This is a genomic window from Serratia sp. OLAL2 (assembly GCF_002752475.1).
In the GTDB taxonomy this organism is placed as follows: domain Bacteria; phylum Pseudomonadota; class Gammaproteobacteria; order Enterobacterales; family Enterobacteriaceae; genus Serratia; species Serratia bockelmannii.
This window is the reverse complement of record NZ_MSTL01000020.1, coordinates 1-15887: the sequence shown is the minus strand read 5'-3', so window position 1 is coordinate 15887 and position 15887 is coordinate 1. Positions and strand designations below refer to the sequence as shown.

Below are 15887 nucleotides of genomic sequence, written 5' to 3'. Positions count from 1 at the left end.
CTTTAGACGAATTAGAGTAAATTAATCCAGGTTTTTACCCATTCCTCGGCCGGATCCTCGGGAATTTCATGCTCGGTCACGTCGATCTCGAGACGATCGCCGATCCTTTTAGCGCCTCTGGCGATCAACAGATCGTCGATCTGTTTGATCGCGCCGCAGAAGGTGTCGTATTCCGAACTGCCCAAACCGACGGCGCCGAACTGCACCTCGGAAAGATCCGGCTGCTGTTCAGCGAGCTGTTCCAACAGCGGCTGAAGGTTATCCGGCAGTTCGCCGGCGCCGTGCGTGGAAGAGACCACCAGCCAGCGGCCGGTCAACGGCAGTTCATCCAGTTCAGGGCCGTGCAGCATCTCGGTAGAGAAACCCGCGTCTTCCAGCTTTTCAGCCAAATGTTCAGCCACGTATTCGGCGCTGCCAAGCGTACTGCCACTGATCAGAGTAATGTCTGCCATGAACCAACGATCCCAACCTTCTCACTCAAAGTGGCTGCATTGTACGCTGTGAATCGGCTGGGATCTACCTGTGGATAATGTGGGTATGCAATTTGGCGGGTTACGGCACGATGGTGCGCATAATGGGGTTCTGCAGCGAGATCAGCGTTTCGGTAGACTGGATCTCGTCGATGGTCTGGATCTTGTTGATAAGTACCTGTTGCAACGCGTCGATCGATCGGCACATTACCTTAATAAAGACGCTGTAGTGGCCGGTGGTGTAATAGGCTTCTACCACTTCTTCCAGGCTTTCCAGCTTCTTCAGGGCCGAAGGGTAGTCCTTGGCGCTCTTTAATATGATGCCGATAAAGCAGCACACGTCGTAGCCCAGCTGTTTAGGGCTGACGTCAATACGCGCGCCGGTGATGATCCCGGCCTGTTTCATCTTCTCCACCCGCACATGAATGGTGCCGGGGCTGACGGCGAAGTTTTTCGCCAGTTCAGCGTACGGTGTGCGCGCATTGTCCATCAGGGCGTTGAGGATGCCGCGATCGAGATTATCGATCTGATAAATTTCCGCCATTTAATCCCCCATTAATTAACGATTGTTGAATTCTGTCCGGGTAAAAATGAACGATTAAAAGTGAAAAGGCAATATTGATTAATGGATATTGAATTGACGTGTCATTTTGTTGCTTAATCGATGTCAACAGAGACAGGTTTACAAGAGATACGGCAATGAAAAAACAGTTTATCCAAAAACAACAACAAATCAGCCAGGTCAAATCCTTCTTCTCCCGCCAGCTGGAGCAACAGCTCGGCCTGATCGAAGTGCAAGCGCCGATCCTCAGCCGTTTGGGCGACGGCACGCAGGATAACCTCTCCGGCAGCGAGAAAGCGGTGCAGGTTAAGGTCAAAACTCTGCCTGACGCCACCTTCGAAGTGGTGCATTCGCTGGCGAAATGGAAACGCAAAACCCTGGGCAGCTACGATTTCGGCGCCGGCGAGGGCCTGTATACCCATATGAAGGCGCTGCGCCCGGATGAGGACCGCCTGACGCCAATCCACTCGGTGTACGTCGATCAGTGGGACTGGGAGCGGGTGATGGGCGACGGTGAGCGCAGCCTGGACTACCTGAAAAGCACCGTGCGCAGCATTTACGCCGCGATCAAGGCGACGGAAGCGGAAGTCAGCCGTGAGCATGGCCTGACCCCGTTCCTGCCGGAACAGATCCACTTCGTACACAGCGAAACCCTGCTGCAGCGCTATCCGGATCTGGACGCCAAAGGGCGTGAGCGGGCGATCGCCAAAGAATTGGGCGCGGTGTTCCTGATCGGCATCGGTGGCAAGCTGTCGCACGGCAAATCGCACGATGTGCGGGCGCCGGATTATGATGACTGGACCACGCCGGCGACGGATGGACTGGCGGGCCTGAACGGCGATATCGTGGTGTGGAACCCGGTGCTGCAGGACGCTTTCGAGCTGTCTTCCATGGGCATCCGCGTCGACGCCACGGCGCTGAAACATCAGCTGGCGCTGACCGGCGATGAAGAACGCATGAAGCTGGAATGGCACCAGTCGCTGTTGCGCGGCGATATGCCGCAGACCATCGGCGGCGGCATCGGTCAGTCGCGTTTGGTGATGCTGCTGTTGCAGCTGTCGCATATCGGCCAGGTGCAGTGCGGCGTGTGGTCGCCGGAAGTGCGCGGGGCGGTCGAAGGCCTGCTCTAACCGCCTAGCGCCGCCAGCGGCGCATCAAACGGCTTTTCAGCCCGGTATCGAAGCGCCAGATATGATCGAAGATGCGCATGATGCCGGGTTTGCCGTAGGCGGACATCGCCACCGCATGGAAACGCTGCTGGTGGCTTTGCTGCTGTTGTTTCACCTTCTTTATTACCTCCTCCGGCAACCGCTGGGCGATAAAATCGGAAATGATCACCGCATCGGCGTCGAACCAGCCGCTCTCCGCCATTTTGGTGATGGTGGCGTTCAAGCAGGCCGCCAGATCGGTGCCGCCGCGAAACTGCTGACCGAGAAAACGCACGGCCTGCTCGATGCCGCTGGCGGTGGTGAGCTCGTAATGCACGATCTGGTTGGCGAACAGCATGATGTAGCAGCGGCGGTTGTCCGCCAGCGCAATGCGCAGCAGCGCCAGACAGAACGCCTTGGCGCACTGTTCGTTGAAGCCGCCCATCGATCCTGAGGTGTCCACGCAGACGATAAACGGCCCGCGCGGCTGCTGATCCTGCTGCTGGTGGGTGACCTGACGGATCAGGATCTGTTCCTGCCAGACGTCGCCCTGCAGACGGTAGCTCAGCAGTCGCTTTTCCAACAGACGGCGATAAAACTCGAATTCCAGCTCTTCAATCCCCAGCGTCGCCAGCTCCGGCGGCAGCAGACGCAGGATGTCGTCGCTCTGATGAATGCCGCTCACTTCTTCCGGCAGCGTGGCCGGCACCTGCACCATGACCCTGAACGGCTCCGGCTGCGCGTCCTGTTGCTGCACCGCCTTGGCCTGATAGCTGCGGCCCAGCTGCTGCGCCAGCTTTTTCAGCTCCGGCTGCTGCTGCAAAAAGTTGCCATACTCCACCAGCCGCTGGTAATCGCCGCGCTGCAGCTGGCCTTTGCTCATGTCCCACAGCCTGCCGGCGGCGGTGTCGTTTTCCGACAGCAGCGGCTCCAGCGCGCCGCTCAGCGCCAGGCGCTCCTGCAGTTCCGCCATCAGCTGCTCGCGCTCTTGTTCCAGCAACTGGTGGTGCAGCATAGTGGCCTGCAGCGTCAGGCTGATGCGCCAGCGCTGCAAGAACAGGGTTTGGAAGCTGTCGTCCAGCGGGTGATTGGGCAGATCGGCGGCGTCCACCAGAGCGCGCGCCTGTTCATAAAACGGGGAAACCAGCTGGCGCAGCAGCTCCATCGTGTCATTGAGGTTGTGATAGAACTGGGTGTTGTTCTCCAGCTGGCACTGCTGGTAGCGGTAAAACTCCTGCGCCAGCGCCGGCGGCACCATAGCCTCCTGCAGACGCTCCTTGAGCTGCAGTTTCCAGCGTGGCAGATCGCGATCCAGCGCCCGGCGAAGGGCCGGAAACTTTTTAAAGAACACCGACAGCTGCGGCGCCGCCAGCATGCCGACGATCATCTCCTCGATCATCTCGCCTTCGGTGATCGCCAGAAGCAGATCGAGCGTCTCCAGACTGAGCATGGTTACTGGCCGCGCATTTGCTGCTGTTGCTGTTTAACCTGTTCCGCCACTTGCAGCAGACTGGCTTCGATCTTGGCCAGGCCAGCGGCAGGCGTGAACAGACAGGGCTGATGTTGGCTGAAGGCGCGGCGCTGCTCCGCCAGGCGCTGGGCCAACGCGTCCATTTCATCCAGCAGCGCCTGCGGCGTGGCGGTGGCCTGTTTGCCCGGCAGCGCCAGCAGCGAAGGCTGGCGGCTGACGTCCAGCACCGTCAGGTGCAGTTGGTCATCGACGTCCAAATCGATCGGCTGCGCGAAGCCAATGCCGTTCAGCTTGGCGCGCACGTCGCCGCCTTTTTGCAGCCAGTTATCCAGCACGCTGCTCTCAATGCTCAGATGGTTGACCTGAATGTCATGCAGCTGCAGCGGTTTTTGCAGCAGCAGGGTGAGGGTGCCGCCGGCGAACGGCGTGGCCGGCGCATATTGCGGTTTGCGGCTGAACATGCCGCCCTTTTTCACCAGGCTGATGGCCTGCCGATCGCTTTGCTGCTGCTGGTCCTGCAGCCAGCGGGTATGGATCTGTTGCAACTGGATCAGCATCGACTGCTGCTGATAGGCCGACTCGGTCAGCAGCTGATCGATCTGCTGTTGCAGCAGCTTCAGCGAGGTGAGATCGTGCCACAGGCAGTCTTTCAATAGCATCAGGTCGAGCGGGGCGATGGCATCGCGCCCGCTGAAGAAGGCGCAGGCCTGCAGCAGACGCAGGGCTTTTTTCCAGCGCCGATCGGAGACGTATGGCGCCTGCTCCAGCGCGTCCAGCCGCTGACGCAGCTGGAAAATCAGCTCAAAGCAGGCTTCCGGCAGCGCCACCTTGTCGATCTGCGGCTGCCACTGCAGAAACTCTTCGTCGCTGATGCTCAGCGCCGCCGGCACCGGGTTTTGGCTTTCGCTCTGGCGGTTGACCAGCAGCGAGCGGAAATTCTGTTTATCCTGCACCTTGTCCAGCCACAGGCGGATAAGCATGCGGTCATATAAGGCTTCGAGGCTGTTGTCCGCTTCGGGCAGTTCGTTGGAGGCGGTGACCAGCAGGCGCAGCGGGATCGGTTCTTCGCTGTTGCCGTTGCGAAAGCGCCGTTCGTTGATCGCCGTCAGCAGGGTGTTGAGGATCGCCGGGCCGGCCTTCCAGATCTCGTCCAGAAACACGATCTCCGCTTCCGGCAGATAGCCGGCGGTCAGGCGCTGATAGCGCCCTTCGTCTTTCAGCGCCTGAATCGAGAGCGGGCCGAAGACCTCTTCCGGCGTGGAAAAGCGCGTCATCAGGTATTCAAAGGAGCGGGCGTTGCGGAAGGCAAACTTCAGCCGGCGCGCGATCAGGCTCTTGGCGATGCCGGGCGGGCCGAGCAAGAATACGCTTTCGCCGCTCAGCGCCGCCAGCAGGCACAGGCGGATTGCCTCTTGCCGCTCATAGAGGCCGCTCTCCAGCGCGCTGCTGAGGCGGGAAATTCGTTCTGCCAGAAGGGATGATGGCGTCATATAATCGTCGTATTGTCCGAGAGTTAGCCAATCTTGGTCGATAATTCGATGATAAACCACCATTATTTTTAATGGTATAGCTTATTGATTAGTAAAATTTTTCTCAGTTGAGTCGGATATCCGGTTCACATTTTGTTTATTTTTCGGCTCTGATATAAGGGTAGGCAAGCCGTATAAATGGTGCATACTGTGCGGCTTTCTGGTGGGCGTGACGGATCTTTGAGCCCGTATTTTGCCTGATGCGGATGCATCGCTAACGGATGTTCTGATAAAGAAACGAATTATGAGCGCAGAGCATAAGCAGTCCCTATCGGCGGTAACCCTGGCTGCCATCGGCGTGGTCTACGGTGATATCGGCACCAGTCCTCTCTATACGTTGAGAGAGTGTTTCTCCGGCCATTACGGCTTCGATGTTCGTCCAGACGTGGTTTTCGGCTTCCTGTCGCTGATTTTCTGGATGCTGATCGTGATCGTTTCCCTCAAATATCTTACCTACGTGATGCGGGCGGACAACGCCGGCGAAGGCGGCATTTTGACGCTGATGTCGCTGGCCGGGCGAAATACCTCGGCGCGCACCACCGCAGTGCTGGTGATACTGGGCCTGATCGGCGGCAGCTTCTTCTATGGCGAGGTGGTGATCACCCCGGCGATCTCGGTGATGTCGGCGATAGAGGGGTTGGAAATCGCCGCGCCTGCGCTCGACGCCTATATCGTCCCGCTCTCGATTCTGGTGCTGACCCTGCTGTTCGTTATCCAAAAACACGGCACCGGCAGCGTCGGCAAGCTGTTCGCCCCGGTAATGCTGCTGTGGTTCATCGTGTTGGCGGTGCTGGGCGCGCGCAGCATCATTTCGAACCCGGAAGTGCTGCAGGCGCTGAATCCCAAATGGGCGCTCAACTTCTTTATGGAATATAAGAAGGTGTCGTTCTTCGCGCTGGGGGCGGTGGTGCTGTCTATCACCGGCGTTGAGGCGCTATATGCCGACATGGGGCACTTCGGCAAGTTCCCGATCCGCCTGGCCTGGTTCACCGTGGTGCTGCCTTCGCTGGTGCTCAATTACTTCGGGCAGGGGGCGCTGCTGCTGAAAAACCCTGAGGCGATCAAAAACCCGTTCTTCCTGCTGGCGCCCGACTGGGCGCTGATCCCGCTGCTGATTTTGGCGACTCTGGCGACGGTTATCGCTTCGCAGGCGGTGATTTCCGGCGTCTTCTCGCTGACCCGCCAGGCGGTGCGCCTGGGCTATCTTTCGCCGATGCGCATCATTCACACCTCGGAAATGGAATCTGGCCAGATCTACATTCCGGTGATCAACTGGACGCTGTACATCTCGGTGGTGCTGGTGATCATCGGGTTCGAGCACTCCAGCAACCTGGCGGCGGCTTATGGCATCGCCGTCACCGGCACCATGGTGCTGACCAGCATTCTGGTCACCTCGGTGGCGATCAACAACTGGCACTGGAACCGCTTCCTGGCGATCGGCATCGTGACCATATTGCTGATCATCGACGTGCCGATGTTCTCCGCCAACGCCCTGAAGCTGTTCTCTGGCGGTTGGTTGCCGCTGACCTTGGCGCTGGTGATGTTCATCATTATGACTACCTGGAAGAGCGAGCGCTTCCGCCTGTTGCGCCGTCTGCATGAGCACGGCAACTCGCTGGAGGCGATGATCGCCTCGCTGGAGAAATCGCCGCCGGTACGGGTGCCGGGCACCGCGGTCTTCTTGTCGCGCGCCACCAATGTCATTCCTTTTGCGCTGTTGCATAACCTGAAACACAATAAGGTGCTGCATGAGCGCGTGGTGCTGCTGACGCTGCGCACCGAGGATGCGCCTTACGTGCACAACGTGCGCCGGGTGACCATCGAGCAGCTGTCGCCGACCTTCTGGCGGGTGGTGGCCAGCTACGGCTGGCGCGAAACGCCGAACGTGGAGGAAGTGTTCCACCGCTGCGGGCTGGAAGGGTTGCCGTGCCGCATGTCGGAGACGTCGTTCTTCATGTCCCATGAATCGCTGATCCTCACCAAGCGGCCATGGTACCTCTACCTGCGCGGCAAGCTGTTCGTCGCTCTGAGCCGCAACGCGCTGCGCGCGCCGGATCAGTTTGAGATCCCGCCGAACCGGGTCATCGAGCTCGGCACGCAGGTCGAGATCTAACCCGCCTGACAGGGGTTCAGCATGGCTGAGCCCCTTTTGTTTGCGCTTTTTCCGCGCGCGAACGAAACGTTTCGATAGCGATCACACTTCTGCATTGTCCCGGTTGCCTTCCCCTGCCGTTTTTTTAAACTCCTCCAGAGAGCGAAACGTTTCGCTAGCGGAGTGAGAAGATGAAAAAAGGCGTATTACTGAATTCCGACGTGTCTGCCGTGATTGCCCGGCTGGGGCACACCGATCAGCTCACCTTGTGCGATGCGGGCCTGCCGATACCGGCGGCGACGCAGCGCATCGATCTAGCGCTGACGCAGGGCGTGCCGACCTTCATGCAGGTGTTCGCGGCGGTCACGCAAGAGATGCAGGTAGAAAACGCCATCCTGGCGGAAGAGATCGTGAAACAAAATCCGTCGCTCCACGAGGCATTGTTGGCTGAACTGACCGCACTGGGCCAACGCCAGGGCAATACCATCAGCGTGCGCTATATCAGCCATCAGGCGTTTAAAGCGCAAACCGAGCACAGCCGGGCGGTGATCCGCAGCGGAGAGTGTTCGCCTTACGCGAACGTGATCCTGTGCGGCGGCGTAACTTTCTGAGGCGCGTATGCAACCTTTACTGCAACTGAAAGGGATTGATAAAGCCTTTCCCGGCGTGAAGGCGCTTTCCGGCGCCGCCCTCAGCGTCTATCCCGGCAAGGTGATGGCGCTGGTGGGGGAAAACGGCGCCGGGAAGTCCACCATGATGAAAGTGCTGACCGGCATCTACCAGAAAGACGCCGGCAGTCAGTATTTTCTCGGTAAAGAGGTGGTATTCAACGGGCCTAAAGATTCGCAGGAAGCGGGCATCGGCATTATTCATCAGGAGCTGAACCTGATCCCGCAGCTGACGATTGCGGAAAACATCTTCCTCGGCCGCGAGTTCGTCAACCGTTTCGGCCGCATTGACTGGAAGCGCATGTACGCCGAGGCCGATCGCTTGTTGGCGCGCCTCAACCTGCGCTACAGCAGCCACCGGCTGGTGGGGGAGCTGTCGATCGGCGATCAGCAGATGGTGGAGATCGCCAAGGTACTGAGCTTCGAATCGAAAGTGATCATCATGGACGAACCGACCGATGCGCTGACCGACACCGAAACCGCCTCGCTGTTCAAGGTGATCAACGAGCTGAAGGCCGAAGGGCGCGGCATCGTTTATATCTCGCACCGCCTGAAAGAGATTTTTGAAATCTGCGACGACGTGACCGTGTTCCGCGACGGGCAGTTCATCGCTGAGCGGCCGGTGAGCGAGCTGCAGGAAGATTCGCTGATAGAGATGATGGTCGGCCGCAAGCTGGAAGAACAATACCCGCGCCTTGATTTGCCGCGCGGGGAAAAGCGGCTGGACGTCAGCCACCTTTCCGGACCCGGCGTTGAAGACGTCAGCTTTACGCTGTACCGCGGCGAGATCCTCGGCGTGGCCGGGCTGATGGGCGCCGGGCGCACTGAATTGATGAAGATCCTGTACGGCGCCGCGCCGCGTAAGGCCGGCACCGTCAGCCTGGACGGCCGCGACGTGGTCACCCACTCGCCGCAGGACGGGTTGGCGAACGGCATCGTCTATATCTCGGAAGACCGCAAGCGCGACGGCCTGGTGCTGGGCATGTCGGTGAAGGAAAACATGTCGCTGACCGCGCTGCGCTACTTCAGCCGCGCCGACGGCAGCCTGAAACAGGCCGACGAGCGGCAGGCGGTGGGGGATTTCATCCGCCTGTTCAATATCAAAACGCCGTCGATGGAGCAGCAGATCGGCCTGCTTTCCGGCGGCAACCAGCAAAAAGTGGCGATCGCCCGTGGTTTGATGACCCGGCCGAAAGTGCTGATCCTCGATGAGCCGACGCGCGGTGTCGACGTCGGGGCCAAAAAAGAGATCTATCAGTTAATCAACCAGTTCAAGCAGGAAGGGCTGAGCATCATTCTGGTGTCTTCGGAAATGCCGGAGGTGATGGGCATGAGCGATCGCATTCTGGTGATGCACGAAGGGCATCTCAGCGGCGAGTTCCCGATTGAACAGGCCACCCAGGAAGCGTTGATGGCGGCAGCCGTCGGCAAGCAATACGGCGTAAAGCAGGAGTAATCAGATATGAGTTCCCAGACTATCGCAGCCAAGCGCTGGTTCAGTAAAGAGTGGCTGTTAGAGCAGAAGTCGTTGATTGCGCTGCTGGTGCTGATCGCCGTGGTCTCTTCCATGAGCCCGAACTTCTTCACCCTGAACAACCTGTTCAATATTCTGCAGCAGACTTCGGTGAACGCCATCATGGCGGTGGGGATGACGCTGGTGATCCTCACGTCCGGCATCGATCTGTCGGTAGGATCGCTGTTGGCCCTGACCGGCGCGGTGGCGGCGTCGATCGTCGGCTTTGAGGTCAACGCGCTGGTGGCGGTGGCGGCGGCATTGGCGCTGGGCGCCGCGATTGGCGCCTGCACCGGGGTGATCGTCGCCAAAGGCAAAGTGCAGGCCTTTATCGCCACGCTGGTGATGATGCTGCTGCTGCGCGGCGTCACCATGGTGTACACCAACGGTAGCCCGGTCAATACCGGTTTCACCGACGTGGCCGACACCTTCGGCTGGTTCGGTATCGGCCGCCCGCTGGGCGTGCCTACACCGATCTGGATCATGGCGATCGTGTTCATCGCCGCCTGGTATATGCTGCACCATACGCGCCTGGGCCGCTATATTTATGCCCTGGGCGGCAACGAAGCAGCGACCCGCCTGTCCGGCATCAGCGTCGATAAAGTGAAGATTATCGTCTACTCGCTGTGCGGCCTGCTGGCGGCGCTGGCCGGGGTGATCGAAGTGGCGCGCCTGTCGTCGGCGCAGCCGACCGCCGGCACCGGCTATGAGCTGGACGCCATCGCCGCCGTGGTGCTGGGCGGCACCAGCCTGGCCGGCGGCAAGGGGCGCATCGTCGGCACGCTGATCGGGGCGCTGATCCTCGGCTTCCTGAACAACGGCCTGAATTTATTGGGTGTTTCTTCCTACTACCAAATGATCGTGAAGGCAGTGGTGATACTGCTGGCGGTTCTGGTAGATAACAAAAGCAACAAGTAACCTCCCCCTACAGGAATCACGATGATGAAAATGAAAAAACTGGCAACCTTAGCTTCCGCCATCGCGCTGAGCGCCACCCTGAGCGCCAATGCCATGGCCAAAGACACCATCGCGCTGGTGGTGTCCACCCTCAACAACCCGTTCTTCGTCTCGATGAAGGATGGGGCGCAGCAAGAGGCCAACAAGCTGGGCTACAACCTGGTGGTGCTGGATTCCCAGAACAACCCGGCGAAAGAGCTGGCCAACGTGCAGGATCTGATGGTGCGGGCGCCCAAGCTGCTGTTGATCAACCCGACCGACTCCGATGCGGTGGGTAACGCCATCAAGATGGCCAACCAGGCTAAGATCCCGGTCATCACGCTGGACCGCGTGGCGAGCAAGGGTGACGTGGTGAGCCACATCGCTTCGGATAACCGCGTGGGCGGCAAAATGGCCGGTGATTTCATCGCCAAGAAAGCGGGCGCCGATGCCAAGGTGATTCAGCTGGAAGGCATCGCCGGCACCTCTGCCGCGCGTGAACGCGGTGAAGGCTTCAAGCAGTCGCTGGATCAGAATAAATTCAAACTGTTGGCCAGTCAGCCGGCCGATTTCGATCGCACCAAGGGCCTGAACGTGATGCAGAACCTGCTGACCGCGCACCCGGATGTGCAGGCGGTGTTCGCCCAGAACGATGAAATGGCACTGGGTGCGCTGCGCGCGCTGCAAACCGCCGGTAAAACCGACGTGATCGTGGTAGGCTTCGACGGCACCGCTGACGGCGTGAAAGCGGTCGAAGGCGGCAAGCTGGCGGCGACGGTGGCGCAGCGTCCCGATCAGATCGGCGTGATCGGCGTGGAAACCGCCGATAAAGTGCTGAAAGGCGAAAAAGTGCCGGCGACCATCCCGGTCGATTTGAAACTGGTCACTCAGTAAGTCATACCAGCGCCATCGGAACGGGGCGTTTACGATGGCGCGCAATTCAGGAATCAATGCGATGGAAACAGGTAAGCTGGTGGTTCTTGGCAGCATCAATGCCGACCATATCCTCAATATTGAACAGTTCCCTCACCCGGGCGAAACGGTGATCGGGAAACAGTATAAGGTGGCGTTTGGCGGCAAGGGCGCGAATCAGGCGGTGGCGGCCGGGCGCAGCGGGGCGAAGATCGCCTTTATCGCCTGCGTGGGCGCCGACGATATCGGCGAACGTGTCCGCCGGCAGCTGGCGAGCGATCGCATTGATACCCAGCCGATTGAAGCCATCGCCGACAGCACCACCGGCGTGGCGCTGATCTTCGTCAACGCCGAAGGCGAGAACGTGATCGGCATTGATGCCGGCGCCAACGCCGCGGTGACGCCGGATTACCTGGCGCGCTACCAACAAAAAGTGATCGACGCCGATGCCCTGCTGATGCAGCTGGAGTCGCCGCTGGAGACGGTGATTGCCGCCGCCCGCCTGGCGAAGCAACATCACACGCAGGTGATCCTCAACCCGGCTCCGGCGCGCGAGCTACCTGACGAGCTGCTGGGCATGATCGATATGATCACCCCGAATGAAACCGAAGCCCAGCGCCTGACCGGCATCGCCGTGGACAACGACGTCGATGCGGCGCGTGCGGCGCAGGCGCTGCACGACAAGGGCATCGCGACGGTGATCATCACCCTCGGTAGCCGCGGCGTGTGGCTGAGCGAAAACGGCAACGGCAAATTGGTGCCCGGTTTCAAGGTGCAAGCGGTGGATACCATCGCCGCCGGCGATACCTTTAACGGCGCGCTGGTGACCGCCCTGCTGGAAGGCAAGGTCATGGCCGACGCGGTGCGTTTCGCCCATGCGGCGGCGGCGATCGCCGTGACCCGCCCCGGCGCGCAGCCTTCGGTGCCGTGGCGTGAAGAGATCGACGCCTTCTTGCAGCAGCAGGGGTGATCCTTTGGCCACCATGAAAGATGTCGCCCGCCTGGCGGGCGTTTCAACCTCTACCGTTTCGCATGTGGTCAACAACAATCGCTTTGTCAGCGACAGCGTGCGCGACAAGGTCATGGCGGCCGTGGAACAGCTGAACTATGCGCCTTCTGCGCTGGCGCGCAGCCTGAAGCTCAATCAGACGCGCACTATCGGCATGCTGGTGACCGCCAGCAACAACCCGTTTTATGCCGAAGTAGTGCGCGGCGTAGAGCGCAGCTGCTATGAACGCGGCTACAGCCTGATCCTGTGCAACACCGAAGAAGACGCCGCGCGCATGAACCGCAGCATGGAGACGCTGCTGCAAAAGCGCGTCGACGGTTTGCTGTTGATGTGCACCGAAAACCACCGGCCATCGCAAGATGCCCTGAGCCGCTACCCGTCATTGCCGATCGTGATGATGGACTGGGCGCCGTTCGAGGGCGCCAACGACATTATTCAGGATAACTCGCTGCTGGGCGGCGAGATGGCGACCGATCATTTGATCGCCCGCGGCTACCGCAAGATTGCCTGCATTGCTGGCCCGGAGGATAAAACCACCGCTCGTCACCGACTGGAAGGCTATCGCAACGCAATGCGTCGCGCCGGATTGCCGGTTTCGCCAGGGTATGAAGTGCATTGCGATTTTGAGTTTGAGGGCGGGGTAAACGCCATGCGCCAACTGCTGGCGCTGGACGAGCCGCCGCATGCGGTGTTCGCTGGCAACGACGCGGTGGCGGTAGGCGTTTATCAGGCGCTGTATCAGGCCGGGCTTTCCGTGCCGCAGGATATGGCGGTGATGGGCTACGATGACATTGAGTTGGCCCGTTATCTGGCGCCGCCGCTGAGCACCATTCATCAGCCGAAGGATTCGCTGGGCGAACTGGCGATCGATGCGCTGATCAACCGCCTGCAAAACCCGGAGCGCGCGCCCCAGGTGCTGGTGCTGACGCCCGAGCTGGTGGAACGCGCCTCGGTGGGCCGCCGTTAGCTCGCCACCTTCGCTTCTTTCTTGCTTTCCTGGCCGCTGATCAAATTGCGGCCATCTTTCCTTCTCAGCAACATAAACACCAGCGCCGACGCCACGGTGACGATCCCCATGGTGATAAAGGTGTAATGGAAGTGGTCGATCATGGTGCCTAACGACAGGGATTCGTAAAAACGCAGCACCGCTGCGCTGATCGCCACGCCGAAGCTGATGGACAGCTGCTGGGTGACCGCCAGGACGCTGTTGCCGGCGCTGGCGTTGGCGTCGTTCAAATCCGCCAGGCTGATGGTGTTCATGGCGGTAAACTGGGTGGACATCGCCATGCCCAGCACGAACAGCGGCAGGATCATTAGCCACAGCGGCATGCCCGGGCTTTGCAGGGCGAACTGGGCGATCAGCACTCCGATGATAACGGTAATGCCGACCAGCGTTTTACGGTAGCCGAACCAGCGCAGCACCTGAGTGACGGTGGATTTCGCCATCAGCGAGCCGATGGCGGTTGGCGCCATCATGCAACCGGCGACGATCGCCGTATAGCCGAATCCCACCTGCAGCATGAGCGGCATTAAAAATGGCACGCAGCCGGTGCCCAGCCTGGAGGCGACGTTGCCAGCGATACCGACCGAGAAGGTACGGGTTTTGAACAGGTCGAGACCGATCAGCGGCTGAGGGTGACGGCGGGCGTGCGCGATGTAGCCGAACAGCATCACAAAGCCGCTGAGCAGAATACCCAGCGAAACGTAGCTTGCCAGTACCCGCTCGCCAAACAGCTCCAGCCCGGTGGAGATCAGCACCAGGCTCAGGCCGAACAGCATGAAGCCAAGAAAATCGAAGCGGCGTTTGGGCGTAGTGAAGTCCGGCATGTATTTGCGCGCATAGAAGATGCCGAGCAGGCCGATAGGGATATTGATCAGGAAAATCCAGTGCCAGGTGGCGTAGGTGACCAGCCACCCGCCCAGCAGCGGCCCCAGAATCGGCCCGACCAGGCCGGGCATGGTGACGAAGTTCAGCACCGGCAGCAGTTCGCTGCGCGGGTAGGCGCGCAGCAGCGCCAACCGCGCGACCGGCATCATCATCGCGCCGCCGATGCCCTGCAGCACGCGAGAGGCGACCAGCGCGCTCAACGTGGGGGAGAGGGCGCACAGCAGCGAGCCGAGGGTGAATAGCGTGACGGCGAAGATGAACACGCGCCGGGTGCCGAAGCGGTCCGCCAGCCAGCCGCTGACCGGGATCAGCATTGCCACCGTCAGCGTGTAGCTGATGACGGCCGATTGCATCGCCAGCGGCGATCGCCCCAGGCTTTGGGCGATCGCCGGTAGCGCCGTGTTGAGGATGGTGGCGTCCAGCGCCTGCATAAAGAACGCCATTGCGGCGATCCACGGTAGCCCTGCCATACTGCGCGCGGATTGGGTCATGGTCGGTCCTGGTTAAATGGTCGTCTGTCCCTCGTCTCTTTCTTCTATATATAAGCGGGGAGCGTGTCTAGTCTTTCTCTTTCAGCAGCACCTGGCAGGCGACGAGCGCGCCGGCGCTGTCCCCGGCGAGTATCGCATCGACGATAGCCTGATGATGGCGCAGCTTAATGACTTCATTGCCGGTGATGGCGCGGAAGTAGCTTTGGTACACCGAACTGAACAGGTTGGCGAACGAGGTCAGGAACGGGTTGCCGCTGGCCTCATAGATGAGCTGGTGGAATTGGGTATCGACCTGGATCCAGCGCTCGCGGTCAAACTGGGTATGCAGCGCGCGCATTTCCGCCATCAGTTCCGCCAGCAGCTTGGTTTGCTGCGGGCTGGCGTGGTCTGCCGCCAACGCGCAGGCCTGTGGCTCCAGCGAGGTGCGCAAGATAAGGAAGTGTTGCATCACCTGATCGAAGTTTTCCCGCGTCATCCACCAGGTCAGTAAATCCTGATCGAGGAAATTCCATTGGCTCTGCGGCATCACGCGGGTGCCGATGCGCGGGCGTGGTAGCAACATGCCTTTGGCGGCTAACATCTTTACCGCTTCGCGTACTGCGGTGCGGCTGACGCCGAATTGCTCGCCCAGTTCCATTTCACCGGGCAGGATGCTGCCGGCCTGATAATCGCCCGCCAGAATTTGTTGGCCGAGTTTCTCTGCAAGCAGATAAGAAAGATTGCGTTGGGCGGCCTGTTGTTGTGCATTTAACGGCATGGCTGCGGGTCCTTACTGACATCGTTATTTCTATTTTACTCCAGCGATCGCCAGCTTTTATGGCTGTTTGCCTGAAAAAGTGACATAAATTCGTCGCTTTTTCGCCCTTTTGCCGAAAAAATCCGCGCTTGAAAAGTTTTTTGCATTTAGGGGTTGCGGCCCGCCGAGAACTCCCTATAATGCGCCTCCACTGACCGGGAACAACGACTGACAAGCCGCCGGGTCAGCGAGAGAAAAGCGAAATAAACGCTTGACTCTCCGGGTGAAAAGCGTAATATACGCCACCTCGAGTTAGCAAGCGAAAGCGCCTAACTCACTGCTCTTTAACAATTTATCAGACAATCTGTGTGGGCACTCCACAAGACGATATCCAGCATCTTCGGATGCAAAAAAATATCAAGTCTTGAAGAGTGACTAACTGAAGTAAAATTCATGCAGTAA

The 15887-nt window shown here is 59.7% G+C and carries 14 protein-coding genes; 8 read left to right on the top strand and 6 right to left on the bottom strand.

Features of this window, described 5'->3' with window-relative positions; all coding sequences use genetic code 11:
- Nucleotides 1-11 precede the first annotated feature (11 nt).
- Nucleotides 12-452 (bottom strand): FMN-binding protein MioC, encoded by a 441-nt coding sequence (gene mioC, locus BVU99_RS21975; RefSeq protein ID WP_049204643.1) that lies wholly within the window; start codon nt 450-452, stop codon nt 12-14.
- A 100-nt stretch (nt 453-552) separates the two neighbouring features.
- Nucleotides 553-1014, bottom strand: coding sequence for a transcriptional regulator AsnC (asnC, locus tag BVU99_RS21970; RefSeq protein ID WP_004933786.1), 462 nt, complete (start codon nt 1012-1014; stop codon nt 553-555).
- A 155-nt stretch (nt 1015-1169) separates the two neighbouring features.
- Between asnC and asnA the strand changes: the two genes are divergently transcribed.
- Complete coding sequence (gene asnA, locus BVU99_RS21965; protein ID WP_099816899.1) at nt 1170-2162, top strand: aspartate--ammonia ligase; 993 nt, start codon at nt 1170-1172, stop codon at nt 2160-2162.
- 4 nt (nt 2163-2166) lie between these two features.
- Here the strand turns inward: asnA and viaA are convergent, their stop codons facing one another.
- Nucleotides 2167-3630 carry an ATPase RavA stimulator ViaA gene (gene viaA, locus BVU99_RS21960; RefSeq protein ID WP_099816898.1) on the bottom strand — a complete coding sequence of 488 codons (1464 nt, stop codon included), beginning with the start codon at nt 3628-3630 and terminating at the stop codon, nt 2167-2169.
- A gap of 2 nt (nt 3631-3632) precedes the next feature.
- Entirely contained in the window at nt 3633-5141 is a 1509-nt protein-coding gene (gene ravA, locus BVU99_RS21955; protein ID WP_025304733.1) for an ATPase RavA, read from the bottom strand.
- Between the two features lie 283 nt (nt 5142-5424).
- Between ravA and kup the strand changes: the two genes are divergently transcribed.
- From kup to rbsR, 7 genes are all read left to right on the top strand, one after another.
- Entirely contained in the window at nt 5425-7293 is a 1869-nt protein-coding gene (gene kup / locus BVU99_RS21950; protein ID WP_015379467.1) for a low affinity potassium transporter Kup, read from the top strand.
- A 170-nt stretch (nt 7294-7463) separates the two neighbouring features.
- Nucleotides 7464-7883: a D-ribose pyranase gene (rbsD, locus tag BVU99_RS21945; protein WP_049295016.1), complete on the top strand. Its 420-nt coding sequence runs from the start codon at nt 7464-7466 to the stop codon at nt 7881-7883.
- Between the two features lie 7 nt (nt 7884-7890).
- Nucleotides 7891-9396 (top strand): ribose ABC transporter ATP-binding protein RbsA, encoded by a 1506-nt coding sequence (gene rbsA, locus BVU99_RS21940; protein ID WP_099816897.1) that lies wholly within the window; start codon nt 7891-7893, stop codon nt 9394-9396.
- A 6-nt stretch (nt 9397-9402) separates the two neighbouring features.
- A complete protein-coding gene (rbsC, locus tag BVU99_RS21935; RefSeq protein WP_025304730.1) occupies nt 9403-10371 on the top strand; it encodes a ribose ABC transporter permease in 969 nt (322 codons plus the stop codon).
- A 24-nt stretch (nt 10372-10395) separates the two neighbouring features.
- Nucleotides 10396-11283, top strand: a complete 888-nt coding sequence (gene rbsB, locus BVU99_RS21930; protein ID WP_025304729.1) for a ribose ABC transporter substrate-binding protein RbsB — start codon at nt 10396-10398, stop codon at nt 11281-11283.
- Nucleotides 11284-11344: 61 nt separating this feature from the next.
- Complete coding sequence (gene rbsK / locus BVU99_RS21925) at nt 11345-12271, top strand: ribokinase (RefSeq protein ID WP_099816896.1); 927 nt, start codon at nt 11345-11347, stop codon at nt 12269-12271.
- A gap of 4 nt (nt 12272-12275) precedes the next feature.
- Nucleotides 12276-13277 carry a ribose operon transcriptional repressor RbsR gene (gene rbsR / locus BVU99_RS21920; protein ID WP_025304727.1) on the top strand — a complete coding sequence of 334 codons (1002 nt, stop codon included), beginning with the start codon at nt 12276-12278 and terminating at the stop codon, nt 13275-13277.
- Here rbsR and mdtD read toward each other — a convergent pair.
- A complete protein-coding gene (gene mdtD, locus BVU99_RS21915) occupies nt 13274-14689 on the bottom strand; it encodes a multidrug transporter subunit MdtD (protein WP_099816895.1) in 1416 nt (471 codons plus the stop codon). The two genes, rbsR and mdtD, sit on opposite strands and share 4 nt — an antisense overlap.
- 67 nt (nt 14690-14756) lie before the next feature.
- A complete protein-coding gene (locus BVU99_RS21910) occupies nt 14757-15446 on the bottom strand; it encodes a FadR/GntR family transcriptional regulator (protein ID WP_033652336.1) in 690 nt (229 codons plus the stop codon).
- Between the last annotated feature and the right edge of the window lie 441 nt (nt 15447-15887).